This window comes from Streptosporangium sp. NPDC023615, from assembly GCF_040640155.1.
Lineage (GTDB): Bacteria > Actinomycetota > Actinomycetes > Streptosporangiales > Streptosporangiaceae > Streptosporangium.
Genome location: NZ_JBFABE010000008.1, coordinates 34877 through 60416, shown reverse-complemented (window position 1 = coordinate 60416; position 25540 = coordinate 34877). Strand labels below are relative to the sequence as shown.

At 71.8% G+C, this 25540-nt stretch carries 22 protein-coding genes; 8 read left to right on the top strand and 14 right to left on the bottom strand.

From position 1 onward, the window contains the following. Positions 1-14: 14 nt before the first annotated feature. Positions 15-341: a DUF1707 domain-containing protein gene (locus AB0G16_RS08960; RefSeq protein ID WP_362800981.1), complete on the top strand. Its 327-nt coding sequence runs from the start codon at positions 15-17 to the stop codon at positions 339-341. Between the two features lie 154 nt (positions 342-495). Here the strand turns inward: AB0G16_RS08960 and AB0G16_RS08955 are convergent, their stop codons facing one another. Next, the gene (locus AB0G16_RS08955; protein WP_362800977.1) at positions 496-1962 is read right to left on the bottom strand and encodes an amino acid permease; all 1467 of its coding nucleotides are present in this window, start codon (positions 1960-1962) and stop codon (positions 496-498) included. Between the two features lie 288 nt (positions 1963-2250). Continuing rightward, positions 2251-4170, bottom strand: coding sequence for a 1-deoxy-D-xylulose-5-phosphate synthase (gene dxs, locus AB0G16_RS08950; RefSeq protein WP_362800974.1), 1920 nt, complete (start codon positions 4168-4170; stop codon positions 2251-2253). A gap of 197 nt (positions 4171-4367) precedes the next feature. On the opposite strand from dxs, the gene AB0G16_RS08945 reads away from it, so the two are divergent. Next, entirely contained in the window at positions 4368-5180 is an 813-nt protein-coding gene (locus tag AB0G16_RS08945) for a neutral zinc metallopeptidase (RefSeq protein ID WP_362800971.1), read from the top strand. A 326-nt stretch (positions 5181-5506) separates the two neighbouring features. Next, a complete protein-coding gene (locus tag AB0G16_RS08940) occupies positions 5507-5938 on the top strand; it encodes a hypothetical protein (RefSeq protein WP_362800968.1) in 432 nt (143 codons plus the stop codon). A 138-nt stretch (positions 5939-6076) separates the two neighbouring features. On the opposite strand, the gene AB0G16_RS08935 is transcribed toward AB0G16_RS08940, so the two are convergent. From AB0G16_RS08935 to AB0G16_RS08915, 5 genes are all read right to left on the bottom strand, one after another. Beyond that, positions 6077-7285, bottom strand: a complete 1209-nt coding sequence (locus tag AB0G16_RS08935) for an ROK family transcriptional regulator (protein WP_362800965.1) — start codon at positions 7283-7285, stop codon at positions 6077-6079. A 35-nt stretch (positions 7286-7320) separates the two neighbouring features. Next, positions 7321-8568: an ABC transporter permease gene (locus AB0G16_RS08930; RefSeq protein WP_362800962.1), complete on the bottom strand. Its 1248-nt coding sequence runs from the start codon at positions 8566-8568 to the stop codon at positions 7321-7323. After that, positions 8565-9329, bottom strand: a complete 765-nt coding sequence (locus tag AB0G16_RS08925) for an ATP-binding cassette domain-containing protein (protein WP_344901022.1) — start codon at positions 9327-9329, stop codon at positions 8565-8567. Before AB0G16_RS08925 ends, AB0G16_RS08930 begins: the two co-directional genes overlap by 4 nt. Before the next feature lie 188 nt (positions 9330-9517). Continuing rightward, a complete protein-coding gene (locus tag AB0G16_RS08920) occupies positions 9518-10636 on the bottom strand; it encodes a substrate-binding domain-containing protein (protein ID WP_362800958.1) in 1119 nt (372 codons plus the stop codon). Between the two features lie 261 nt (positions 10637-10897). Continuing rightward, a complete protein-coding gene (locus tag AB0G16_RS08915; protein ID WP_362800955.1) occupies positions 10898-11854 on the bottom strand; it encodes a dihydrodipicolinate synthase family protein in 957 nt (318 codons plus the stop codon). Positions 11855-11896: 42 nt separating this feature from the next. Between AB0G16_RS08915 and AB0G16_RS08910 the strand changes: the two genes are divergently transcribed. Continuing rightward, positions 11897-12793: a LysR substrate-binding domain-containing protein gene (locus tag AB0G16_RS08910; RefSeq protein WP_362800952.1), complete on the top strand. Its 897-nt coding sequence runs from the start codon at positions 11897-11899 to the stop codon at positions 12791-12793. Positions 12794-12937: 144 nt separating this feature from the next. Here the strand turns inward: AB0G16_RS08910 and AB0G16_RS08905 are convergent, their stop codons facing one another. Both AB0G16_RS08905 and AB0G16_RS08900 read right to left on the bottom strand, forming a co-directional pair. Further along, positions 12938-13630 carry a response regulator transcription factor gene (locus AB0G16_RS08905; RefSeq protein ID WP_362800949.1) on the bottom strand — a complete coding sequence of 231 codons (693 nt, stop codon included), beginning with the start codon at positions 13628-13630 and terminating at the stop codon, positions 12938-12940. 89 nt (positions 13631-13719) lie between these two features. Then, positions 13720-14931: a sensor histidine kinase gene (locus AB0G16_RS08900; protein WP_362800947.1), complete on the bottom strand. Its 1212-nt coding sequence runs from the start codon at positions 14929-14931 to the stop codon at positions 13720-13722. Positions 14932-15138: 207 nt separating this feature from the next. On the opposite strand from AB0G16_RS08900, the gene AB0G16_RS08895 reads away from it, so the two are divergent. Further along, on the top strand, positions 15139-15942 hold the full coding sequence (locus AB0G16_RS08895; protein WP_362800944.1) for a hypothetical protein: 804 nt from the start codon (positions 15139-15141) through the stop codon (positions 15940-15942). Positions 15943-16099: 157 nt separating this feature from the next. On the opposite strand, the gene acnA is transcribed toward AB0G16_RS08895, so the two are convergent. From acnA to AB0G16_RS08880, 3 genes are all read right to left on the bottom strand, one after another. Beyond that, the gene (acnA, locus tag AB0G16_RS08890) at positions 16100-18895 is read right to left on the bottom strand and encodes an aconitate hydratase AcnA (protein WP_362800941.1); all 2796 of its coding nucleotides are present in this window, start codon (positions 18893-18895) and stop codon (positions 16100-16102) included. A 189-nt stretch (positions 18896-19084) separates the two neighbouring features. Beyond that, positions 19085-19813, bottom strand: coding sequence for a metal-dependent hydrolase (locus AB0G16_RS08885; protein WP_362800937.1), 729 nt, complete (start codon positions 19811-19813; stop codon positions 19085-19087). A gap of 552 nt (positions 19814-20365) precedes the next feature. Continuing rightward, positions 20366-21772, bottom strand: a complete 1407-nt coding sequence (locus AB0G16_RS08880) for an MFS transporter (protein ID WP_362800934.1) — start codon at positions 21770-21772, stop codon at positions 20366-20368. A 160-nt stretch (positions 21773-21932) separates the two neighbouring features. On the opposite strand from AB0G16_RS08880, the gene AB0G16_RS08875 reads away from it, so the two are divergent. The 3 genes from AB0G16_RS08875 to AB0G16_RS08865 all read left to right on the top strand — a co-directional run bounded on the left by AB0G16_RS08875 (position 21933) and on the right by AB0G16_RS08865 (position 24186). Further along, positions 21933-22631 (top strand): SDR family NAD(P)-dependent oxidoreductase, encoded by a 699-nt coding sequence (locus tag AB0G16_RS08875; RefSeq protein ID WP_362800932.1) that lies wholly within the window; start codon positions 21933-21935, stop codon positions 22629-22631. 132 nt (positions 22632-22763) lie between these two features. After that, positions 22764-23537 carry a PadR family transcriptional regulator gene (locus tag AB0G16_RS08870; protein ID WP_362800929.1) on the top strand — a complete coding sequence of 258 codons (774 nt, stop codon included), beginning with the start codon at positions 22764-22766 and terminating at the stop codon, positions 23535-23537. 7 nt (positions 23538-23544) lie between these two features. Beyond that, positions 23545-24186 carry a DUF1707 domain-containing protein gene (locus tag AB0G16_RS08865; RefSeq protein WP_362800926.1) on the top strand — a complete coding sequence of 214 codons (642 nt, stop codon included), beginning with the start codon at positions 23545-23547 and terminating at the stop codon, positions 24184-24186. Here the strand turns inward: AB0G16_RS08865 and AB0G16_RS08860 are convergent. Further along, positions 24164-24592, bottom strand: a complete 429-nt coding sequence (locus tag AB0G16_RS08860) for an SRPBCC family protein (protein ID WP_362800923.1) — start codon at positions 24590-24592, stop codon at positions 24164-24166. The two genes, AB0G16_RS08865 and AB0G16_RS08860, sit on opposite strands and share 23 nt — an antisense overlap. A gap of 46 nt (positions 24593-24638) precedes the next feature. Beyond that, positions 24639-25208, bottom strand: coding sequence for a G/U mismatch-specific DNA glycosylase (mug, locus tag AB0G16_RS08855; RefSeq protein ID WP_362801301.1), 570 nt, complete (start codon positions 25206-25208; stop codon positions 24639-24641). Positions 25209-25540 lie beyond the last annotated feature (332 nt).

Below are 25540 nucleotides of genomic sequence, written 5' to 3'. Positions count from 1 at the left end.
GCTCGGGGGTGTGCATGGGCAAGGTTCTCATCGTGTCGGGACTGCTGGCGGTCATCGCCGTCGCGGTCCTCGTGGTGGTCGTCGGACGGGTGCGCGCGGCGGGCCGCAGGCGGGCGCTGGCGGCGGCCGACCGCAACCGGGTGGTCCTCGAGCGGTGGTTCGACCTCCGCCCCACCGACGCCGAGCGGCAGCTCGCGCTCAACTTCCTCGACGAGGCGTTCGCCCTCGGCCGGATCGACCAGGAGGATCACGCCCGGCGGGTCGAGACGGTCCTGAAGGCCGAGACCAACCGAGACGCCCAGAGCGCGCTGAACGACCTGCGGCCGCCCGACCCGTCGTGAGACCATCGGACCCGCCGTGACCGTGACGGGCGTGTGAGCGACCCGCGACCGCCGGCCCGCCGTGGCCGTGACGGGCCGATTCCGTGAACGAACCGGGCACATGACGGGCCGGGAGGATGACCGGCCGCATGCGACGCCCGGGCCGCGGCGCCGCCTACCGCCCCGTGTGACGCTCCGAGAGCCTGCTGTGCCGGTAGCCGTACCCGAAGTAGATCACCACCCCGAGGAGCATCCACGCCAGGAACCTGAGCCAGGTCTCCACCGGCAGGTTGAGCATCAGGTACAGGCAGGCGAGCACCGACAGGATCGGCACCAGCGGCACCAGCGGGGTGCGGAAGGACCGCGGCAGGTCCGGGCGGGTGCGGCGCAGGATGACCACCGCGATCGACACCACCACGAACGCGAAGAGCGTGCCGATGTTGACCAGCTCGGCGATCGTGGACAGCGGCACCAGACCGGCCAGCGCCGCCACCACGACGCCCATCAGAATCGTGATGAGGTACGGCGTGCGGTACTTCGGGTGGACCCTGCCCAGCCCGCTCGGCAGCAGGTTGTCGCGGCACATGGCGAACATCACTCGCGACATGCCCAGCATGAGGATCATCACGACCGTCGTCAGGCCCGCCAGCGCGCCGATGCTGATCACCGAGGCCGCCCATGTCTGGCCGACCGCCTTGAAGGCGTCCGCCAGCGGCGCCGCCTCGCTCAACCGGTCGTAGCGCTGCATGCCGACCACGACGAGCGAGACCGCGACGTAGAGCACGGTGCAGACGCCGAGCGAGGACAGGATGCCGATGGGCAGGTCCCGCTGCGGGTTGCGGGTCTCCTCGGCCGCGGTGGCGACGACGTCGAAGCCGATGTAGGCGAAGAACACGATCGCCGCGGCACCGAAGATGCCCATCACCCCGAACGCGACCGGGGTGATACCGAAGAGCACCTGGATGAGCGGGGCGGAGAGTCCCTCCACCGCCGGGGTCTCCTTGGACGGCGGGATGAACGGCGCGTAGTTGGCGGCCCTGACGAAGAACAGTCCCGCCACGATGACCAGCATCACCACGGTGACCTTGACCGCGACGATGATCAGGTTGAACCGGGAGGACAGTTTGATGCCCATGACCAGGATGGCGGTGAGGATCAGCACGATCAGCGCGGCGGGCAGGTTGAACGTCGCCGCCTCCCCCGCGATGGCCTCCGGCAGGACGATCCCCAGGGATTCCAGCAGCGAGGTGAGGTACCCCGACCAGCCGACCGCGACGACCGCGGCGCCGAGCATCATCTCCAGCATCAGGTCCCAGCCGATGATCCAGGCGGGGAACTCGCCGAGGGTGGCGAAGGCGAACGTGTAGGCGGAACCCGCCGCCGGGACGGTGGAGGCGAACTCGGCGTAGCAGAGCGCCGCCAACGCGCAGACGATCCCGGCGATCACGAAGGAGAGGGCCACCGAGGGGCCGGCCATCTCCCTGGCGACCCGGCCGGTGAGCACGAAGATGCCGGTTCCCACGATGACGCCGATACCGAAGACGGTGAGGTCGAGCGCGCTGAGGTCCCTGCTCAACCGATGTTCCGGTGCCTCGGTATCCGAGATCGACTGTTCCACCGACTTGACGCGCAAGACGCTCATGGACCCTCCTCGATCGGCGGTGATGATCCCCCGACGCATCAGGTCATGCCCAGCGGATCACCGGCCGAACGGCGGACACCGGGTTCTTTGGGGAAAAATCCGGCACCCGCCCGTCACGGCATCCGTCCCCGCACGACGCCTGTCCCCGCACGACGCCCGTTCCCCCGCGACGCCCGTTCCCCCGCGACGCCCGTCCCGCCACGGCGGCCTCTCCCTCCCCGGCGCGACGACCACCGCGGGAAGGGTGGAGGACGCGCCGCGGGAGAGCGCGCGGCCCGCCGCGCGGTGTCAGCGGGCCGGGTCGTTCTCCAGCACCGGGGAGCGCTTGGCGACCGCCTCGGTGATCTGGCGGGCGATGTCCTGGGAGGTCAGGCCGATCTCGCCGAGGATCTTCGGCCGCTTGGCGTGGTCGAGGAAGCGCTGCGGGATGCCGTACGTGCGGACCGGGACGTCCACGTCCGCGTCGCGCAGCAGGCGGGCGACCGCGTCCCCGACCCCGCCCACCCGTCCGCTGTCCTCGACCACCACGACCAGCTTGTGCAGGCGGGCGGCGGCCACCAGGGCCTCGTCCAGCGGCTTGACCCAGCGCGGGTCGACCACCGTCGCGGAGATGCCCTGGGCGTCGAGCAGGTCGGCGGCCCCCAGGCAGATCTCGGCCATCGGGCCCACGGAGACGAGCAGCACGTCGGGGTCGCCCGCGCGCAGCACGTCCATCCCGCCGAGTCGGCCGACCGCCTCGACCTCGGCCGTCACGGCCCCCTTGGGGTAGCGCAGCACGGTCGGGCCGTCGTCGACCTCCACGGCCTCGGCCAGCAGCTCCCGAAGGCGCGGCTCGTCCCGGGGGACCGCGATCGACAGGCCCGGGACGACCTGCAGGATCGACAGGTCCCACATGCCGTTGTGGCTGGCGCCGTCGTCCCCGGTGACGCCCGCGCGGTCCAGCACGACCGTGACGGGCAGGCGGTGCAGGGCCACGTCCATCAGGAGCTGGTCGAAGGCCCGGTTGAGGAAGGTGGAGTACAGGGCCACCACCGGGTGCAGGCCGCCGAGCGCGAGCCCGGCGGCGCTGGTCAGCGCGTGCTGTTCGGCGATGCCGACGTCGTAGAGGCGGTCGGGGTAGGCCCGGGAGAAGGGGATGAGGCCGGTCGGGCCGAGCATCGCGGCGGTGATCGCCACGATGTCCTGGCGCTCGGCGCCCAGCCGGACCATCTCCTGGCCGAAGACGTTGGTCCAGCCGTGCGGCTTGGGCTTCTCCTCGCCGGTCAGCGGGTCGAAGACGCCCGGCGAGTGGAAGCAGTCCTCGTCGTGGTTCTCCGCCGGGGAGTAGCCGAAGCCCTTCTTGGTGAGCACGTGCACGATGACCGGGCGGCGGAAGCCGCGGGCCCTGCGCAGCGCGGCCTCCACGGCCTGCTCGTCGTGGCCGTCGACCAGCCCGATGTACTTCAGGCCGAGGTCCTCGAACATGACCTGCGGGGCCAGGACGTCCTTGATGCCCTTCTTGACGCCGTGCAGGGCGTCGTAGACCGGGGCGCCGACCAGCGGGACCCGGTGCAGGCCGTCCTTGACGAATTCGAGCACGTCCTCGTAGCGCTGGTCGGTGCGCAGCGAGGCCAGGTGGGAGGCGAGCCCGCCGATGGTCGGCGAGTAGGAGCGGCCGTTGTCGTTGACCACGATGATCAACGGCAGGTCCTTGCGCCCGGCGATGTTGTTGAGCGCCTCCCAGGCCATGCCGCCGGTGAGCGCGCCGTCCCCGATCACCGCGACGACCGTGCGGTCGCTCTCGCCGCGCAGCCGGTAGGCCTTGGCCAGGCCGTCGGCGTACGAGAGCGCGGTGGAGGCGTGCGAGTTCTCGATGATGTCGTGCTCGGACTCGGCCTGGCTCGGGTACCCCGACAGGCCGCCCTCCTGTCGGAGGGTGTCGAAGCGCCCGGCCCTGCCGGTGAGCATCTTGTGCACGTAGGCCTGGTGCCCGGTGTCCCACAGGACGCGGTCGTACGGTGAGTCGAAGACCCGGTGCAGCGCGATCGTCAGCTCCACCACGCCCAGGTTCGGTCCGAGGTGCCCGCCGATGCGGGCCGTGGAGGCGATCAGCAGGTCCCTGATCTCCGCGGCGAGCCCTGGCAGCTCGTCCGGCGCCAGCAGCTTCAGGTCCCGCGGCCCCTTGACCGACTCCAGAAGACTTCCAGGCTGCCCGGTCCGCTCGCTCACGGAATCATCTCCTCTGTCCAGTCAACGTCACGACGAGTCTAGTTCGGATGCGGCACGCCGCCCCCAAGAGCCGGGACTCTGCACGTTTTATCCACACTTGCAATAACCTTTGCCCCACCATGAAAACTCTCCCCTTTAGGCAACTATCGTCACTCGTTGCCGTCTCGTCGCTGTTTGCCCTGGTAACAAGCCTGGATGTGGCCAACGCGTCAGCCCCTCCGGCCGCCACGGCTCTCACCGCCCCCTCACCGGCGGCGGTCACCGCCGTACCCGCGGCGGGCGCCCCGGCCGCCCTCACGCAGGCTCCTCCGCGCGGGCGCGCCGCCGCCACGGCCAACCCCCTGTACCGCACCGGCACCCTGCCCAGCGTCAACTGCCGTCCCGGCGGGATCCGCGCGGGGAGCGCGGCCTCCTACCGGACCTTCGTGACCAGGGTCGTGCGCTGCCTGAACCTGGGCTGGAAGACCCAGTTCAGGAAGACCGACATGGCCTTCGCCCAGCCCAGACTCCGCTTCTCCACGGTCAAGGTGACCACCCCCTGCGGGCGGTGGCCCACCAGCGCCGGCGGCATGTACTGCTCCAGCAACCGCACCATCTACATCGGCATCTCGCGGTCGGTGCTGAAGAACCCCCACCCCGCCAGCCACGCCCAGTTCATCGCCCACGAGTACGGCCACCACGTGCAGCAGCTCTCGGGCATCCTGACCTACTACGCCAACAGCGTCTGGCGTGCCAGGCCCGCCGCCAAGCTGGCCTACTCCCGCCGCCTGGAACTGCAGGCCGACTGCCTGGGCGCGGCCTTCCTGCGCCAGATCGCCGACACCCTGCCGGTCGACCAGGCGCAGTGGGACGCCATGGTCTCCTGGGTCGGCGAGAACGGGCACAAGAACTGGCCCAAGAACGACCACGGCAAGGGCCGCAGCCAGGCGTACTGGATGGAGCGCGGCTTCGACGCGGGTTCCCCCTCCGGCTGCAACACCTGGAAGGCGCCCGCCGGCCGCCTCGCCTGACCGTCGCCGCGAGCATCGCGCAGACCCGCGATCCATCGGCCGACCTGATCCACCCGACCACCCGTCGCCGCCCCACAGCCGCGCGACGGGTGGTCTTTCTCGTACCCCCGGTATGAGGAATCTCATACCGGCCGCCGTGCCGGGATGAGGATTCTCCTCCCGCACGCGGCCTGACGCGTTTCCCGGCCTCGACCACGAATGGCGATCAGAGCGTGACCGTGAGTAGTGTGACGACGTCGGTCGGGCGCACGAGACGCGAGCGTCTCTCGCGCCAAGGAACGGCCGGTACCGGCCCCCCGCCGGTCGAGACAGGGAGAAGGGCACGAGTGAGCACGACAGAGATGCGCCTGCGGGTGCTGGAGACCGACGTCCTCGCGCTGCGCGCGCAGAGCGACGAGAACAGGGCGATCGTCTCGGGCATGTTCGAGGTCCTGCGCGACCTGAGCGCGGTCACCTCGAACCTGAACACCGAGGTGACCGCCCTCCGCACCGAGGTGACCGCCCTCCGCACCGAGGTGAACGACCTACAGGTCGAGGTGAGCCAGCTACGGGTCGGCCAGGACCAGCTTCGAGCCGAGATGGCCGAGATGCGGACCGAGATGCGAACGGGTTACGCCGAACTGCGCGAGGACCTCTCCGTGGTCAAGCGCTCCGTCGGCAACCTGGAGCTCTCGATGAAGCGCCTCGAGGGTGACGTCGCCGACCTGAAGTCCGGTCACCTGGAGCTGCGTAACGTGGTCGCCGGTCTCGTCAGGTAGGAGCCCGCGCCGGCACCCAGGGCCCCAGGGTGCCGAGGCGCGGCACGGGCGACGAGCACGGCGACGCGAACGACACACCGCATGAACGACGCACGGCGTGGAGATCGGGCGGCGAACGAGACGTACGACGCGACCGGATCAGGAACCGGCCCTGGCGAGGACCTCCAGCGGGTCGGCCAGGACCTGGGAGAAGGCCAGCTCGGCGGCGCCCACGAGGGTGGCGTCATCGCCGAGGGCAGAGGTGCGCAGGCGCAGGTGCTCGCGGGACGGCGGCAGGGCGTCGACGGCGAGACGGCTGCGGACCTGGGCGGCGGAGCCCAGGTAGATCTCCCGGAGCATGCCCCCGAACACGATCATCTCCGGGTTGAAGAGGTTGACGAGGTTGGCGACGCCCAGCCCGAGCCAGTCGCCGACCCTGCTCAGGGCGGCCTGCGCGACGACGTCCCCGCGGTCGGCGGCGTCGACCACGGCACGGACGGCGTCGGCCCCGACCCGGGGGCCGAAGCGCCCCGCGGCCTCCAGCAGGGCGCGCTCCCCCACCTCGGCCTCCAGGCAGCCCAGCGACCCGCACGAGCACAGGCGCCCCCGGCCGGGGTTGACGATCATGTGGCCGACCTCGCCGCCGAAGCCCAGGTGACCGCCGAGCAACTGGCCGTTGACGATGACGCCCCCGCCGATGCCGACGTCCCCGTGCAGGTAGACCAGGTCGCGGCAGCCGACGCCCACCCCCCGGGTCTGCTCGGCCAGGGCGGCGAGGTTGGCGTCGTTGCCGACGGCGACCGGCAGGCCGAAGGCCAGCCGCCGGGTCATCTCCTCGGCGAACGGCACGTCCTCCACGGTGACCATGTTGGGCCCGAACCTGATGATCCCGTCGCTGCGGCCCACTCCCCCGGGGAAGGCCGCGGCGACCCCCACGCAGACCGTGTCGGGCCTGGTCCTGCGGTGCATCTGCCGGGCGAAGGCGGCGAGCGGGCCGACGATCTCCTCCAGGGAGAAGGGCCCGCGCCGCCGTACCGTCTCGCGCCGGTCGAGGACGGTGCCGCCCAGGCCGACGCGGGCGGCGACCATGCGGTCGACGCCCACGTCGAAGGCGAACACGTAGACCCGCGCCGACTCCGGGCGGACCACCAGGGACGGGCGCCCGGCCCGCCCCGTCTCCCGGGGGAGCTCCTCCCTGACCAGGCCGGCGGCGGTCAGGTCGGCGGTGAGGGCCATGATGGTGCTTCGGTTGAGCCCCATCCGGTTGGTGAGTTCCGCGCGGGAGGTGGGGCCGCTCAGGTGCACGTGGCGCAGGAGGGCCCCGAGGTTGTGACGCCTGATCTCCTCTTGGGAGGGACCTGCCCGCATGGCCTTGGCTTCCTTCGGTGGATCGGAGTCGATGATCACCTTAGCCCGGTGGCGGCCGCCCGCTTGCGGGACAGGGCGTCCACCATGGCGGCCAGCAGCAGGACCGATCCGGTCACCATGTACTTCACGCCGGAGCTGTAGCCCATCAGGCCCATGCCGTTCTCGATGACCGCGACCACCGCGCCGCCGAGGATGGCGTCCAGCACCCGGCCCTTGCCGCCGAAGAGGCTGGTGCCGCCGATGACGGCGGCGCCGACCGCGTAGAGCAGCACGTTGCTGCCGCCGGTGTTGGGGTCGACGGAGCTGGCGCGGGAGGCGGCGATGATGCCGCCGATGGCGGCCATGGAGGAACAGATCACGAACGCGCTGATCTTCATCCGGTCGACGTTGATGCCCGCCCGGCGCGCGGCCTCGGCGTTGCCGCCGACCGCGTACAGGTGACGTCCGTACGCCGTGCGCCGGAGCAGGAACGTCAGGATCAGCAGCAGCACCACGATGACGGGCACCACCAGCGGCACGCCGGCCAGGGAGACGACCGCGGCGTTGCGGCTGCGCTCGATGTTGAGGAAGTACATGGCGATCCCGCCGAACAGGGCGAGGGCGCCCACCCTGACCGCGATCAGCGAGATCGGGTCGGAGGTCAGTCCCCGGGAGGCGCGCTTGCGGGCGCGCGTCAGCTGGAGACCGGCGTAGGCGGCGACGCCGACGGCCAGCAGGATCCAGCCCAGCGTCGGGGGCAGGTTCTTGTTGGAGATCGACAGGATCGTCTCGTCGCGGATGGCGATGATGGTGCCGCCCTTGACGAGCAGCAGCACGAGCCCCTGGAAGGCCAGGAAGGCCGCGAGCGTCACCACGAAGGACGGGATGCCGAGTTTCGCGACGATGGACCCGATCGTGGTGCCGATCACCACGCCGGCGAGGATGGCCGCGCCGACCGCGACGTACCAGGGCAGGCCCTGGCCGCTGAGCATGATCGCGAGGATCGCGGCGCAGACGCCGCTGGCGAAGCCCGCCGACAGGTCGATCTCGCCGAGGAGCAGGACGAAGACCAGGCCCATGGCGATCACGGTGACCGCGGCGCCCTGGGTGAGCAGGTTGGCGAAGTTGCCCGACGTCAGGAAGGCGGGGCGCAGGATCGCGAAGACCGTGCAGAGCACCACGAGGCCGAACACCGCCGGCAGCGCGCCCATGTCCCCGCCGCGTACCCGCTCGACGTAGCCGCGGGCGTTCGCCGTGATGGAGGGTGACTCCTGCACGGTCTTCGGGGTGATGGTGGCGGTCATACGGTGACTCCGTTGGTGAGGCCGAGGTCCCCGCTGCGGCCGGAGGTGATGAGTTCGACGACCTGCGCGTGGGTGACGTCCGAGGTCTTGACCTGGGCCGCCATCCGGCCGAGGTAGAGGGTCGCGATCCGGTCCGAGACGGCGAACACGTCGTTCATGTTGTGCGAGATCAGCACGACGGCCAGCCCCTGGTCGGCGAGGCGGCGGACCAGTTCCAGCACCTGCGCCGTCTGGGCGACGCCCAGCGCCGCGGTCGGCTCGTCGAGGATGACGACCTTGCTGTTCCACAGCACGGCCTTGGCGATGGCCACGGTCTGGCGCTGGCCGCCGGACAGGCTGGCGACGAGCTGCCGGATGGACTTGACGGTCCTGACCGAGAGGCTCTCCAGGGTCCTGGCGGCCATCTCCTCCATGGTGTCCTCGTCGAGGACGATGCCGCGCTTGTGCTCGCGGCCGAGGAACATGTTCTGGACGATGTCGAGGTTGTCGCAGAGCGCCAGGTCCTGGTAGACGATCTCGATGCCCAGGTCGGCCGCGTCGCGCGGGCTGCCGATCTGGACGGCCTTGCCGTCGAAGAAGTACTCGCCGGAGTCGATGGAGTGGATGCCGCCGACGCACTTGACGAGGGTGGACTTACCCGCGCCGTTGTCACCGACCAGCGCGGTCACCTCTCCGGGATAGGCGGAGAGGGAGACGTCGTGCAGGACCTGTACGGGACCGAAACTCTTGTCGATCCCGCGAAGTTCCAGTGCGGGGGTCATGGGGTTGTGCTCCCTGTGTTCATTTCGCGCGGTGAGACTCGCGCGGCTGGGGCGCCTGCAGGCGGTGTCCTGCCCTGCCGTACGGGAGACGCTCACCTGCCGCGTACCCCGGTGTCACAGTGCGGATGCGCCACGATCGGGCGTGGGGGCGCGGCCGGCCGCCGGGGCCGGCCGCGCCCTCCCGCGTGTTACTCGATTCCGGCCTCGGTGCACTTCTTGGCGAAGTCACCGGTGCACAGCTCCTCCTTGGTCACGAAGCCGTCGGCGACGACGTCCTTGACGCTGTCGAAGAAGATCGGCTGGGGGTCGAGCAGGACGGCGGGCACGTCGGCGCCGCTCTCGGTGTCCTTGACCGTGCCGGACGCCGCGGGCTTCTCGCCCTTGGCCAGGCCGATGGCGAGCTCGGCGGCCGCGTCGGCCTCCTTCTTGATCGCCTTGTAGACCGTCATGCACTGGTCGCCGGCGAGGATGTTCTGCAGGCCCTGCACGGTGGCGTCCTGGCCGGTGACCGGGACCTTGCCGTTCAGGTTGTTCTTCTTGAGCACGGTGATGGCGGCGTTGCCGAGACCGTCGTTGGCGGCCAGGACGCCGGCGATCTTCGGCTGCTCGGTGAGCATCTGCTCGAAGATGGTGCCGGCCTGGGCGTTGTCCCAGTCCGGAACCGACTGGTCCGGGCCCTTGACGTACTCCTTGGAGTCGTACTTGGGCTTGAGCACGCCGTCGTAGCCGTTCTTGAACAGCGTGGCGTTGTTGTCGGTCGGCGAGCCGTTGAGCTCGGCGACGATCGGCTTCTCGGCCTTCTTGTCGGTCAGGCACTTCACCAGGCCCTCGCCCTGCAGGGTGCCGACCTTGGTGTTGTCGAAGCTGACGTAGTAGGAGGCGCCGCCGTTCAGGGTGAGGCGGTCGTAGTCGATGGTCGCCACGCCCTGGGCCTTGGCCTTGTCGAGGACGGCCTTGCCGGTGCCGCTGTCCAGGTTGACGATCATCAGGACCGTGGCGCCGTTGGTGATCATCTGGTCGGCGATGGTCTGGAACTGCGTCTTGTCACCCTGGGCGTTCTGGATGTCGTAGGCGACGCCCGCGGCCTTGAAGGCCTCCTCCAGGTACTTGCGGTCAGCGGTCTCCCAGCGGGCGGAGGACTTGCTGTCGGGGAGGATGACACCGACCTTGCCGGTGGCGGCGGCCGAGCTCGCCGCGGAGGGGTCGCCGCTCGGGGCGGCGGTGGTGGGCTCTTCGCTCCCGCAGGCGGCGAGACCGAGGGTCATCACCGCGGCGGCGGTGGTCATGCTGAGGATCCCCTTGCGCATGGTGCACGGGTCCTTTCTTCGAAAGTGGGGGGTACGGAGGTGCGGCATGCCGAATTCGCGGGTCCGGCTCCGCCGGATCTCGGCTCACCGTTCCGTTGAATGTTGTTTGCGGCAACGTATTCCGCCGTTGGCCAGAGCGCCAGACCCTCCAGAGGTAAAGTTTGTTGTGGCCGGTAACAATCCAGAAACGCCAGCTTAACGACCATGGGCAACCGGCCGGGCGCGTCCCGGTCCGCGCGTTCCCGAGGCCGTCGGCCAGGCCTACGCGTTCCGGAGGCCGTCGAGCCGCCGGAGCGTCCGGTCGATCGCCTCCCGCCCGGCGGGCAGCAGCGGCAGCCGTACGTCCGGTGCGGGGATGCGCCCCTGGGCGTGCAGGACGCCCTTGATCACGGTGGGGTTGGGTTCGGCGAACACGGCGGCCGCCAGGGCGGACAGGCCGTGCCCGAGGCGCCGGGCCCTCGGGAGGTTCCCGTCCAGCCAGGCGGCGGCCAGTTCGGCGAACCGTCCGGTGGCCAGGTGGGCGGAGGCCACGACGCCGCCGACGGCGCCGAGCGCCATGAGCGGTGACACGAACGGGTCGTCACCGGCCAGGACGGCGAAGTCCGGGGGAAGGTCGCCGAGCAGTTCCACCGCGTCCGCGCCGACGCCGCCGGCCGCGTACTTGACCCCGGCGATCCCGGGCAGCAGGCCCAGCGCGCGCAGGCAGGCCGCGTCGAGGTGCTGCCCGGTGCGGCACGGCACGTGGTAGACGATCAACGGCACGGGGCTGCCGGCGGCCAGGTGGGTGAAGTGCGCCAGCACGCCGGGGTGGCCCGGCCGGGTGAAGTACGGCACGGGCACCAGCGCGGCCGTCACCTCCGGCCACGCCGCGAGCCGCGCGAGGGCCGCCGCGTCCGCCCGCGTGTCGTTGCCGCCCGCGCCGACGATCAGGGTCGCCGCCCGCTCACGGCAGACGCGGGCGCACACGTCGACGACCGCGAGCTTCTCGGACTCGTCGAGGGTGGCGGTCTCGGCGGTCGTCCCCAGGGCGACGATCCCTGCGGCGCCCGCGGCCAGGACGTCGTGGGCGAGCCGCTCCAGGGCGTCCGTCGCGATCCGCCCGTCGGTCGTCAGCGGCGTGATCAGTGGCACGTGGATCCCGCGGAAGGCGGTGGTCGAGGTCATGGACGAGGTCATGGACGAGGTCATGGCCACCAGGGTGTCCCAGCCGTCTTGCACGGGTCCAGTTCACGTTTTCGGGTTCGAGCGTAAGCTGAGCCGATGCTCGATGTTCGCCGCCTGCGCCTGCTGCGCGAGCTCGCCCTGCGCGGCACCATCGCCGCCGTCGCCCAGGCGCTCTCCTTCAGCCCCTCGGCGGTCTCCCAGCAACTGGCCGTCCTGGAACGCGAGGCGGGCGTGCCGCTGCTGGAACGGACGGGACGGCGGGTCTGCCTGACCCCCGCCGGCCGGAATCTGGCCCGTCACGCCGAGGTGATCCTGCAGCACCTGGAACAGGCCGCGGGCGAGCTCGTCGACGCCCGTCACGGCCTGGCCGGTCCACTGCGCATCGGCACCTTCCCGACGGCGGCGCGCGCGATCCTCCCGTCCGCCCTGACCGTCCTGGCGCGCGAGCATCCCGGCCTCGAGCCGATGGTCTCGGAGATCGATCCGGCCGGCGTCGCCGACGCGCTGCGCGCCGGCGACCTGGACCTCGCTTTGATCCACGACTACGACTTCGTCCCGCAGCCCGTCGAACCGGGCCTGGCCACCCACCCGCTGTGCGTCGAACCGGTCTACCTGGCGTCGGCCTCCCCGACGGCGGCCCCCGACGGCCGGGCGATCGCCGACTGCGCGGACCTGCCCTGGATCGCGGCGATCCCTGGCACGGCCTGCCACACGATGACCGTCCGGGCCTGCCAGGCCGCCGGTTTCACCCCTCGCGTCCGGCACCACGTCGACGAGTTCGCCACCGTGCTGGCCCTGGTCGCCGCCGGGCAGGGGGTCGCGCTGGTGCCGCGGCTCGGCGCGGTGGACCCGCCCCCCGGCGTGGCGCTGACCCGGCTGCCGATCCGCAGGCGGACCATGACCGCCCACCGGGCCGGGGCCGGCGCGCACCCCGCCGTCGCCACCGTCACCGCCGCCCTGCGCACCGCGGTCCCCGTGTGGCTCGAGACCTGACGGCGAGCGGTGCCCGGTATCCGGCATGACCGCGCTCGGGACCGGGACGGGAGCTGGAGCGTGGACCGAGGCCAAGGGCGGGGGCGTACCACCCGCCGGCGTCCCTCACGCCCGGTCGTGCGCGGCGCCCGGCCCCGTGGGCCGTCACGGGGGCGGGGTGGGGACGAGCCCGCCCTCGTAGGCCGCGATGACGAGCTGGGCCCGGTCGCGGGCGCGCAGCTTGGCCAGCAGGCGGCCGATGTGGGTCTTGACCGTGCCGACGGTGAGGTGGAGGTGCTCCGCGATCTCGGAGTTGGACATCCCCGCGCCGATGAGGGTGAGGACGTCCTGCTCGCGCTGGGTGATGTCGTCGAGGGACCGCCGGGGCGGGGCGGGGTGGGGCTGCCTCAGGAAGTCGGCGATGAGCCGCCGGGTGACGGTGGGCGCGAGCAGCGCCTCGCCGGAGGCGACGACCCGGACGGCGGCAAGGAGCTCGGTCGCGGTCGCGCTCTTGACGAGGAATCCGCTCGCACCGGCCCTGAGCGAGGCGTACACGTAGTCGTCCTGGTCGAACGTGGTGAGGATCAGCACGCGGGCGCCGGCGGCGGCCGGGTCGGCACAGATACGCCTGGTCGCCTCGATGCCGTCCATGTCCGGCATCCGCACGTCCATGAGGACGACGTGGGGCCGCCGCAGGCGGGTCAGGAACACGGCCTCGGAGCCGGTGCCCGCCTCGCCCACGGTGACCATCCCCGGTGCGGTGTCGATGAGGACCTTGAGGCTGTCGCGTAACAGGACCTCGTCCTCGACGAGCAGGACCCGGATGGGGGCCGGCTCGTGCACGGACGGCTCATGCACGGACGGCTCGTGCGGAGACGACTCACCCGGGAGCGGGTGACCTGGGAGCGGGTCGCGTGAGGACGGATCCCGGGGGGCGGCGCCGGTGGTCATGCCGGGGTGCCGTTCGGGTCGTAGGGCAGTCGAGCCGCCACGCGGAAACCTCCTTCGGGCCGGGGGCCCGCGCTGAACGTGCCCCCGTACATCCTGGCCCGTTCGCGCATGCCGATCAGACCGTGTCCTCCCCGCCGGCCGTGGTCCGCCCGGGGCGGCACGCCGTGGCGGGGGCCCTCGTCGACGACCTCGATCACGGCCGCCCGCCCGTCGACGTCCACGGTGACCGCGCAACGGGTGGGCCCGGCGTGGGTGACGACGTTGGTCAGGGCCTGTTGCACGATCCGGTACACCGACAGCGCGACCCCGGCGGGTGACGCGCCGTCCTCGCGGACGGACAGCTCCACCTCGACCCCGGCCGAGCGGGCGTGCGCGGCCAGCTCGGACAGGTCCGCCATGCCGGGAACGGGCGCGGGGGCCTCCCGCAGGTCGTCGTCGGAGCGCAGCAGGCCGAGCACCCGGTGGATCTCGGCGAGCGTGCTCCGGCTGGTCCGCTCGATGACGGCCAGCGCGGCGCGCACCTCCTGCGGGCGGGCGTCGGCGACGTGGTTGGCCACGGTGGCCTTGACCGCGATCAGGCTCATGCCGTGGCCGATGACGTCGTGCAGTTCCCGGGCGATGCGCCTGCGCTCGTCGGCCACCGCGGCCTCGGCGAGATGGTGGACGAGGCGGGCGGTCGTGTCCCGCCTCCAGCGCACGACCGCCCCGACGGCCCAGGCCACGGCCAGCAGCACGCAGGTCACCCCGATCTCAATCGGCCAGTACGGCGGCATCTCGCTGGGCGAGGCCGCGGGCGCCAGGCCGGGGAACACCCGGTCGTAGAAGAGCAGGATCGCGGACGTCGCGGCGGACGCGCATCCCGCGGCGGCCGCCGCCGACCACGCGGCCGGGACGGTGGTGGCCACCACGTACAGCACGAGCACGACCGGTGTGAAGGACAGCCAGATCGCGCCCGCCGCGACGGCGCCGGCCACGGTGACCAGCACGCCCGCGGCGCACGCCCAGGCGAGCACGACCCGCGGCCGGTGCCGCCGCAGCGCGACCGGGAGGCTCAGCACGACCGCCACCGGCCACGCCGACCAGGCGGGCCACGACGGCGACGGCCCCGGCGGGTCGACGACGGCGTACCCGACGAGCAGCGCCACGGCCACCGCCGCCGCCGCGTCGGCGACGTCCCTTCCGCCGAATCGCCTCCATGCCCGATTCATGGGAGGAAGGTATCGCCCCCACCGGCCTCCCCGCGTCTGCCCACGGTCGGATGTTCGCCTCTGCCCTGGGTCGTACCCCCGGCCCGTGCGTACCCGCAGGATCCGACCCGAGCCGGACGCGCCCCCGCGGCACCGCCCGTCACGATGGCGAAGCGCCCGGCGGACCGAGCCGGAGCGCGCCGGAACCGACGAGACGGGCGGGAAGAGATGGGTACTGGGATTCGCGGGCGGATCATCCGATGGCGGCGGGCCGGCGCCGACCGGCGGGCCGCCAACGCCGCGGCCGCCCTGGAGCGGCAGCCGCCGTTCCCGGGACGGTGGGTGAGCGCCGCCGGGCTGATCGGCGGCCCTCTCCTGATCATGACCGGGACCGTCCTGCGCTCCCCGTTCCACTACTTCGTCCCTCACCAGCTCGCCGCCTACGCCCGTCACCCCGAACTCGTCACCGCCGCCTACGTCTGTTTCGCCTGCGGGTTCATCCTGCTGTTCCCGGCGATCGTGACGCTGGCGCAGCGGATCGCCGCCACCAGCCCGCTGTGGGGGATCTGGGGCGGCTGCCTGGTGATCCTGGGCCTGTTCACCCGGACCTTCCAGTTCGGCACCGACCACCTGGCCTTCCACATGACCGACAGCCTCGGGCTGCAGACGATGCTCGGCGCCGTCGACGACTACTACGTGGCGTGGCGGGACACGCGCTGGCACCCGTTCAGGGCGCTGTCCGGGCCGGCCTTCCTCGGCTGGGTCGTGCTGGCCGTCGGCGCCTACCGTTCCGGCGCCCTGGGACCGGGCCGCTCCATCGCGCTCGGCCTGATGTCGGCGCTCGCGCTGGGGACGCTCAAGGGCACCGAACCGCAGTCCTTCGTCGCCGTGGGCGGCCTGTGCGTCGCGCTGATCCCCCTGGGCGTCTCCCTGCTGCGCGGCGGCCCTCCCCCGAGCAGGCGCGCCATGGTGTGGATCGTCGTCCTCGTCGCCGGGCACATCCTCGGCAACCTCTACGGCCCCAGGGGGTGACGGCGCCCGTGCCGTCCGGGCCCGGACGGCACGGGCGCCGCCCAGGACGCCGGGGCACGACGACACGAAGCCGCCCGGCGGGACGGTGTCCCGCCGGGCGGCTTCGTCAGGAGAACGCGCTACCCGGGCCCGGCGCCAGGAGGACGCGCCACCGGGCTCAGCGCCTGGCGAGCAGCGAGCGCAGCACGTACTGCATGATGCCCCCGTGCCGGTAGTAGTCGGCCTCGCCGGGGGTGTCGATGCGCACGACGGCCTGGAACTCCTTGTCGCCGGCCCTGACCGTCACGGTGGACGGGACGCCGCCGGTGTTGAGGGCCTCGACGCCGGTGATGTCGAAGGTCTCCTCACCGGTCAGGCCCAGCGACGCCGCGGTCTCCCCCTCGGGGAACTGCAGCGGCAGCACGCCCATGCCGATCAGGTTGGAGCGGTGGATGCGCTCGTAGGACTCGGCGATGACGGCCCGGACGCCGAGGAGCGCGGTGCCCTTGGCGGCCCAGTCGCGCGAGGAGCCCGAACCGTACTCCTTGCCCGCCAGGACGACGAGCGGGATCCCGGCGGCCTGGTAGTTGGCCGAGGCGTCGTAGATGAAGGACTGCGGCCCGCCCTCGACGGTGAAGTCGCGGGTGTAGCCGCCCTCCACGCCGTCGAGCAGCAGGTTCCTCAGCCGGATGTTGGCGAAGGTGCCGCGGATCATGACCTCGTGGTTGCCCCGGCGCGAGCCGTAGGAGTTGAAGTCCTTGACCTCGACGCCGTTCTCCTTCAGGTAGTCGGCGGCCGGGGTGCCGACCTTGATGGCGCCCGCCGGGGAGATGTGGTCGGTGGTGACCGAGTCGCCCAGCTTGGCGAGCACCCGTGCCCCGGAGATGTCGGTCACCGGCTCCGGCTCCGGCGGCATGCCGTCGAAGTAGGGGGCCTTGCGGACGTAGGTCGAGGCCGGGTCCCACTCGAAGGTGTTGCCGGTCGGGATCGGCAGCGAGCGCCAGGTCTCGTCGCCCTTGAACACGTCGGCGTAGTCGTTCAGGAACATCTGCTGGTCGATCGAGGAGGCCACGACCTGCGCGATCTCCTCGGGCGCCGGCCAGATGTCGGCCAGGAACACCGGCTCGCCGTCCGAGCCGGTGCCCAGCGGCTCGTTGTTCAGGTCGATGTCCATGGTGCCCGCGAGGGCGTAGGCGACGACCAGCGGCGGCGAGGCCAGGTAGTTCATCTTGACGTCGGGGTTGATGCGGCCCTCGAAGTTGCGGTTGCCCGACAGCACCGCGGTGACCGCGAGGTCGTTCTCCTGGATGGCGGCGGAGATCTCCTCCTGCAGCGGGCCGGAGTTGCCGATGCAGGTGGTGCAGCCGTAGCCGACCAGGTTGAAACCGATCTTGTCCAGGTACGGCTGCAGGCCCGAGCGGTCGAAGTAGCCGGTGACCACCTGCGAGCCCGGGGCCAGGGAGGTCTTGACCCACGGCTTGCGGGTCAGGCCCTTCTCGACCGCGTTCCTGGCCAGCAGCGCGGCGCCCATCATGACGTACGGGTTGGAGGTGTTGGTGCAGCTCGTGATCGCGGCGATGGTCACCACGCCGTGGTCGATCTCGAAGGTGGTGCCGTCGGCCAGCGTGACCGGCACGACCCTGTGCGGGCGGTCGCCGTCGAGGTCGGCCTCGTTGGGCCTGTCGCCGTTGCTCTGCCGGGAGACGGCCGGCGGGTCGGAGGCGGGGAAGGACTCGCCGGAGGCCTCGTCCAGCGGGCCCTGCACGCTGGAGACGTAGTCCTTGACGGCGGCGCGCCAGGCGCGCTTGGCCTCGGCGAGCGCGATGCGGTCCTGGGGACGCTTGGGGCCGGCGATCGAGGGGACGACCGTGGACAGGTCCAGCTCGATGTACTCGGAGAAGACCGGCTCCTCGGCGGAGGGGTCCAGCCACATGCCCTGGGCCTTGGCGTAGGCCTCGACCAGGGCGACCTGCTGGGCGGGGCGGCCGGTCAGCGTGAGGTAGTCGATGGTCTGGCCGTCGATCGGGAAGATCGCGCAGGTCGAGCCGAACTCGGGGCTCATGTTGCCGATCGTGGCCCGGTTGGCCAGCGGCACGCTGGAGACGCCCTCGCCGTAGAACTCCACGAACTTGCCGACGACGCCGTGCTGGCGCAGCATCTCGGTGATCGTGAGCACCAGGTCGGTCGCGGTGGCGCCGGCCGGGAGCTTGCCGGTCAGCTTGAAGCCGACCACGCGCGGGATCAGCATGGAGATCGGCTGGCCGAGCATCGCGGCCTCGGCCTCGATGCCGCCGACGCCCCAGCCCAGGACGCCGATGCCGTTCTCCATGGTGGTGTGCGAGTCGGTGCCCACGCAGGTGTCGGGGTAGGCGGTCAGGACGGTCTCGCCGTCCCGCTCGACGTCGCGCGTCATCACCACGCGGGCCAGGTGCTCGATGTTGACCTGGTGCACGATGCCGGTGCCCGGGGGGACGACCTTGAACTCGTCGAAGGCCGTCTGGCCCCAGCGCAGGAACTGGTAGCGCTCGCGGTTGCGCTCGTACTCCCGCTCGACGTTGCGGCGGAAGGAGTCGGCCCCTCCGAAGAAGTCGACGATGACCGAGTGGTCGATGACCATCTCGGCCGGTGCGAGCGGGTTGATCCTCGCGGGGTCGCCGCCGAGGTCGCGGACGGCCTCGCGCATGGTCGCCAGGTCGACGACGCACGGGACGCCGGTGAAGTCCTGCATGATCACGCGGGCCGGCGTGAACTGGATCTCCACGTTCGGCGTGGCGGACGGATCCCATCCGGCGATCGCCCGGATGTGGTCGGCGGTGATGTTCGCGCCGTCCTCCGTCCGGAGCAGATTCTCCAGGAGGATCTTCAGACTGTACGGGAGACGGCCCGACCCCTCCACGGCGTCCAGCCGGTAGATCTCGTATCCCGCGTCACCGACGCGGAGCGTGTCACGGCTGCCGAAGCTGTTCGCGGACACGGTTCGCCTCCTCATCACCCTGATGTCTGGCGCGCCGGCACATAAGGCGCAATTGAATCCTGCCGCACCGCCTGAGTGCCCATGACTGTTAGGTAGGCCTAACTTCCTGGTCACCGACCGGTTGCAGCGGTTGTCTCGATATCAAGATATCCCTCGGATATCTCGACATCAAGTTACTACCCGGTACGGTCAGAGCGGGGCGAGCCGGAGGTACAGCAGCCCGAGAACGACGACCGAGAGCGCCGGACCGAGGAACTTCTGCTCGAAGGCGCGGCCCGTCTTGATCCCGATCTTCCAGGGCAGCAGCCATTTCCTGCGGATCGGCCACAGCACCGGGCAGCCCCGCTCCGTGCAGCAGTCGCCCGCGACATGGGTCAGGCACCCGATCGCCACCGCCAGCCCCAGCCAGGCGTATCCCACGTTGTCGCTGCGGAACACGACGAACAGCCCGCCCGTCATGCCGATGTTGAGCATCGCCGAGGCGAACTTCTTGCCCGGGATGGCGATCCCCACGGCCCGCAGCGACAGGCCGATGAGCAGGATCACCATGATGTCGCGGCCGAGCGGGTAGGTGTTGGCCAGGTGGTGCGCGCCGAAGCCCGCGGCGACCGCGAACGCCAGCGAGTGGGTGATGTTGCGGTGCCCCCCGGCCAGCCAGGACACCGCCTTGCTCAGCGCCCAGGTGACCGGCCCGAACGTCTGCGCGATCGTCGCGCTCGGGTGGTCGAGGTCGGGCAGCATCGCGGCACCGGCGCAGATGATGGTCCCGGCGACCAGCTCGGCCGGATCGAGCGCGTTGACCATGACCCCGGTCTCGATGAACCGGGAGGTCTCGGTCAGCAGCGGGAACGCGGCCAGCGCGGGTGCCACGCCCAGCCAGACGATCGCCCCCGTCAGGGCGTGCGTGTGCCCCATCATCGCCCGGACACCACCATGGAGATCATCCCGAGCGACCGTACGTCAGGATGCGCCCCGGGTGGAGGACCATGGCGTGCCGTGTCCCCGGCGTGTCGCACGGGCGGGATGGCCCTGACACGCGGGTGCCGATCGTTTCCGTCCGATTCCCCTGCCGCCCGAGGGCGACGATCGTCCGCTTCGATCTCCCCGTCCCTTCACGAGATGTGCCTGCCCCTGGCATCTTCCTATGAACGGAGAACGGATGGAACGCGCTATTGGTGCCGGAAACCGGGCCGGGTACGCGGAGGGGCGTCGCCGGTAGTCCGGGGCGGGAGCGGATCGCGGGGACCGGGGGTCACGAGGCCGGATCCGGGGGCCGGGCGGACATCACCGGCAGGCGGAGACCATGCAGACCCAGACAGATCAAACAGATCCGGACGAGACAGGCGAAACGTGGGCGGCCATGGCCCTCACCTGGACAAATAACAGACGGGACCGTTCCGCACCGAAAGCACCCCCCAGCCCTTCCGGCACGGAACGGATCCCGTCTACGTCCTTTGTAACGTGCCGGTCTCAGTGCTTGTTCCGAAATCCGGCAAGAATTCCGTGATCTGCCTCACTTATACGCTGGGCACTCTCGATCTCACCGTCGGTGACGACCCTCAGGAACGGGACGAGCGGCAGCACGGCAAGGGCGGCGAAGACCCCGAAAGCCCAGGTCAGACTGGTGATCTCGGCGATCACCCCGGCCAGCGCGGCCCCCACCGGCAGGGTCCCCCAGCTCAGCAGGCGGCTCGCGGCGCCGTAGCGGCCCAGCAGCCGGTCCGGGACGACCATCTGGCCCAGGGTGCGGCTGTTCACCGTCCAGAGCGTCCCGCCCAGGCCGCCGAGGAACGCGGCCGCGCCCACCGCCCACGCGGCCGGGAACACCGCCGGGACGATCATCATGACGACGGTGAAGACGATGTCGGTGAAGAGTGCCCGGCGGACTCCCAGCAGGCGGTTGACCAGACCGACCGCCACCGCGCCGAGCAGGCCGCCCAGGCCGATCGAACTGATCAGCAGGCCGTACCCGGACGCGTCGAGATGGAGCACCTGTGCCGCGTAGGAGGGCAGCAGCGCGAGCCAGGCGCTCCAGCAGGCCGACAGCACGGCGATGGTCAGCGTCAGGGTGCGGAGCAGGCGGTGGTTCCAGAGGAAGGCCAGTCCCTCGACCATCTCCGCCCGGACCCGTCCCGGCTCGCGCGCGGGCGCCCCGCCGTCCCGGTGCCCGGCGCCCGCGGCACCGGCGTCCATGACGTCCCCGGCGTCCCCGGCGTCCCCGGCGTCCCCGCCGCGGGTGTCCGTGCCGCGCGACCCGCCCCGGGGCCGCAGGGCGGCGTCACCGCCGGCGTCCGGGACGACCCGGGGCCCCGCCGCCCGGAAGCGGCCGGCCAGCAGGGCCAGCAGCGCCGCCCCCAGGGCGAAGGCCACGGCCGACGAGCCCAGCGCCAGGGCCGTTCCCACCCCGACGAGCAGACCCCCGACGGCCGGGCCGGCGAACTCGTTGGCGACGGTCTCGCTCCCGGCGATCCACGCGTTGACACGCCCCAGCCGGTCCCGTGACACGGCGGCGGGGATCATGGCGCCGACCGAGGAGTTGGCCACCACCTCGGCGATCCCGATGGTCAGGCCCGCGAGGTAGATCAGGGGCAGCGACAGCGCGTCCGCGCCGAAGGCCGCCAGCAGGGCCAGCGCGGCGGCGAGCCTGACCAGATTGGCCCAGGCCGCCAGTTTTCTGCGGTCTCCCCGGTCGACGAGCACGCCGACGTGGAGCGAGGCCAGCAGCCAGGGCAGCGTCAGGGTGAAGCCGACCCCCGCGACCAGGCCCGGCGAGGCGGTCAGGCCGACCGCCAGCAGGGGAAGCGTGATCTTCGCCACTCCGTCGGCCAGGTTGGTGGCCACCGTGAACCCCACGAGCACGATCTCGTTCCGCCGCATGCAACACCACCTATCTCACTTTGGTGGTTGCATCCTACGCATGCGAGGACCCGTCGTCGATCGTTTTCCGGCGATCGTCGAACACGAGGCCGACGGCCAGGCCCCCTCCCCAACCGAGCCTGCTTTGTCGTGTTTTCGCAGGTGGAGCGACACTGAGTACATGACAGTCACCTTCATCACCGGAGCCAACAAGGGTCTCGGCCGCGAGACCGCCCGCCGTCTCGTCGGGCTCGGCCACACCGTGCTCGTCGGAGCCCGCGACCCCGAGCGGGGCGCGCGGGCCGCCGCCGAGCTCGGCGCGCGGTTCGTCCGTATCGACGTGACCGACGACGCCTCCGTCGCCGCCGCGGCCGCGGACGTCGCCGACCACGAGGGCTCGGTCGACGTTCTGATCAACAACGCCGGCATCACCGGTCCCGCCGCCGATCCCGCGACCCTGACCGGCGCCGACGCCCTCGGGGTCCTCGACGTCAACCTCGTCGGCGTGGTCCGGACGACCACCGCCTTCCTGCCGCTGCTGCGCCGGTCGGCCGATCCGGTCATCGTCAACGTCAGCAGCGGGATGGGCTCGCTCGCCTTCACCCACGACCCGTCGCGGGTCGAGTCCTCGGTGATCGCGCCGCTCTACACCGCCTCGAAGGCCGCGCTCACGATGCTGACCACCCAGTACGCCAGGGCGCTGCCGGACGTCCGCGTCAACGCCGTCGATCCCGGGTACACCGCGACGGACCTCAACGGCGACAGCGGCCCCCAGACCGTCACCGAGGGCACGGACGCGACCGTCGGCCTGGCGACCGAGAGGCCCGGCGCGGGCTCCGGGCGTTTCGTGGACCGGGCCGGGGAGATCGCCTTGTCCTGACCCGCCCGGCCCGTCCCCGTTCGCGTTCGCTCATCACCTCGTTTCATGACATAGGGTTGCTCTCAGAATGTTCTCGATATATCTTTGAAGCATCGAGAACGATCGAAAGACGATCGTCACATGGAGGTAGAGATGACATCAGCGGCATCGGGCGGCCCGTGGGCGGGCTTCGGCCCCGACGAGATCAGGCGCGAGATGAAGCGCGCGGCCAAGGAGGCCTGGCGGCAGGCGGCCGCGGGCTGGCAGGAGAGCGGGTCGCGCCGCGACTCGCACCACCACGCACACCACCACCCGCACGAGCACGCCGAGGGCGGGCCGCGCGAGCACCGCCGGCGCGGCCACCGCGGCCCCTTCCCCGGCGGCGCGTTCCCGTGGGACCTCCCCCGGGGCGGCTGGGGGCGCAGGGGTCCCTTCGGCGGGGGCGGGCCGCCGTTCGGCCGCGGGCGCAAGGCGAAGCGCGGCGACGTCCGCGCGGCGATCCTCGCCCTGCTGACCGAGGCCTCCTGCAACGGCTACCAGATCATCCAGGAGATCGAGCGGCGCAGCGAGGGCGGCTGGAAGCCCAGTCCGGGTGCGGTCTACCCGGCGCTTCAGCAGCTCACCGACGAGGGCCTGGTCCGGGCCGAGGAGAACGAGGGCCGCAAGACCTTCAGCCTCACCGACGCCGGGCGCGCCTACGTGGCCGAGCACCCCGAGGAGGTGCGCGCCCCGTGGGAGGAGATGACCCCCGACGTCGACGACAGCACCTGGGAGCTGATGGACATCACCCGCCAGTCGGGGTTCGCCATGCTCCAGATCCTGCAGACCGGCAGCGACGCCCAGATCCGGGAGGCCAAGCAGGCGCTGGTCGAGACGCGCCGCAAGCTCTACCAGATCCTGGCCGACGGCGACAACGGCGAGGAGTGACCCTGCCATGACGCCCCGAGAAGGACTTCGCATCGGAGACGCCGAGCGTGACGCGGCGATGGAGTTCCTGCGCGAGCACTACGCCGAGGGCCGCCTGACCCGCGAGGAGCTCGACGAGCGGCTCGAAGTGGCCCTGTCCGCGCGGACGAGCGGCGAGCTGGCCCTGGTGGGCGCCGATCTGCCCGGCCCGCACACCTCCGGAGGCGGGAGCGCGGAGGACGCCGGGCGCGCCGGCGGGGCCGGGGCTCCGTGGGAGTACGCGGGGCCGTGGGCGCACGCCGCCGGACCGCGGGGACACGGCCGGGGCCCGGGCGGGCACGGCTTCGAGCGGCCGGAGGGCCGGTGGCCCGGGGCGCACGCGCACCCCTGGGGCGGCCACCACCCCGACGCCTGGAGGCGTCACCGCGGGGACGCCGGGTACCGGGGCCGGAAGGGGCGGGGCGGGCCCCCGATCCCGCCGCCGCTGATCGTGCTGCTGGTGGCCGGGGTGGCGTTCACCGGGTTCGGGGTGCTGAAGGTCCTCCTGGCGATCGCGCTGGTGGCGACCGTGGTGAGCCTCGTCCACCGGAGGCGGGAGCACCGGGCACACAGGGAGCACCGGGAGCACCCTGGAGGACGCGCCCGCCTCAGTCCTCCAGGTGCTTTCTGAGCGACTCCAGACCGGGCAGGTAGATGGAGTCGCGGAGCATCGCGGCGGTCGCCTCCGCGTCGGCGGCGTCGGCCTCGAAGACGCCCGTCCACTCGACGAGGGCCCGGTCGCCGTCGGTGACGGGGGTGACGGTGATCGTCCCGGTGTAGCCGTTCAGGCCGAAGACGGACTCCACGACCGCGTACACCTGCCTGCGGGCGGCGTCGTCCAGGGCGACGAGCCGCTCGCGGGCCATCACCTGGCCGTCGACCTCGATCCTGCGCACGCAGCCGACCTGGGTCGAGGCCAGGCCGTCCTCGATGACGGACGGGGGCATCCCCTCGAACCAGGCGTCCATGCGCTCGAAGTCCCTCAGCAGCGCCCACACCTCGTCGGCGGACGCGCCGATCACCGTACTGACCGTCACCTGTGGCATCCTCGTCCCCTCCGGCCGCTCACGTCTTGATCATCCGTCACCAGAGTGCATCCGGTTCGGCACCGGGGCAATGGCCGGGCCACGGGCCGCCGGAGAGGAAGTCGCGGATGCGCCGCATCTCCCCCGCGATGCCGTCCAGCGTCCAGTGCGCGTTCAGGCCGCTCGGGTTGGGCAGGACCCAGACCGCGGCGCCCCCGATCCGGGACCGCTGCGGCCCGATCACCGCCTTGGGCGCGCCGAACGCCTGCCGGTAGGCGGTCACCCCCGCCACCGCCAGCACCTTCGGCCCGACCTCGGCGACCAGCGCCGCCAGCCTCCTCCCGCCCTCGCGGAACTCCTCGGCGGACAGCTCCGCCGCCTGCGCCGTGGCGCGCCGCACCACGTTGGTGATGCCCAGCCCGTACGAGGGAAGCAGGTCCTGCTCGGCCGGGGAGAGCAGCCGGGGCGTGAAGCCGGAGCGGTGCAGCGCGGGCCAGAAGCGGTTGCCCGGACGGGCGAAGTGCAGGCCGGTGGCGGCGGAGTACAGGCCGGGGTTGATGCCGCAGAAGAGCACGTCCAGGTGGGGGCCGAGCACGTCCTCGATCGTCCTGTCGGAGGCGGCCTCCAGGTCGGCAGGACTGGGACGCCGGACCCGCGAGCCCGTGCTCCCCCGGGACGGGTCCCGGGGGAGCGGGCCGCGGTGGAGCGGGTCCTCGCGGGATGAGGTCGCGTGGGGCGGGCTCTCCCGGGGAGGGTGCTCGCGGGGAGGGTTCTCGCCGGGCGGGCCCGCGCCGGGCGGGCCGGGGCTCCTGCGAGGGGAGCCGGGGGGCACGTGAGAGGGATCGGAGGTCTCGTGAGGCGGCACGGGCCGAAGCTACCCCGTGTCCCCGGGCTCATGTCCTCACGTCCCGTCACCTCTCCCGGCACGGACGGCCCGCGAAAGAACGGCGGAACGGCGGA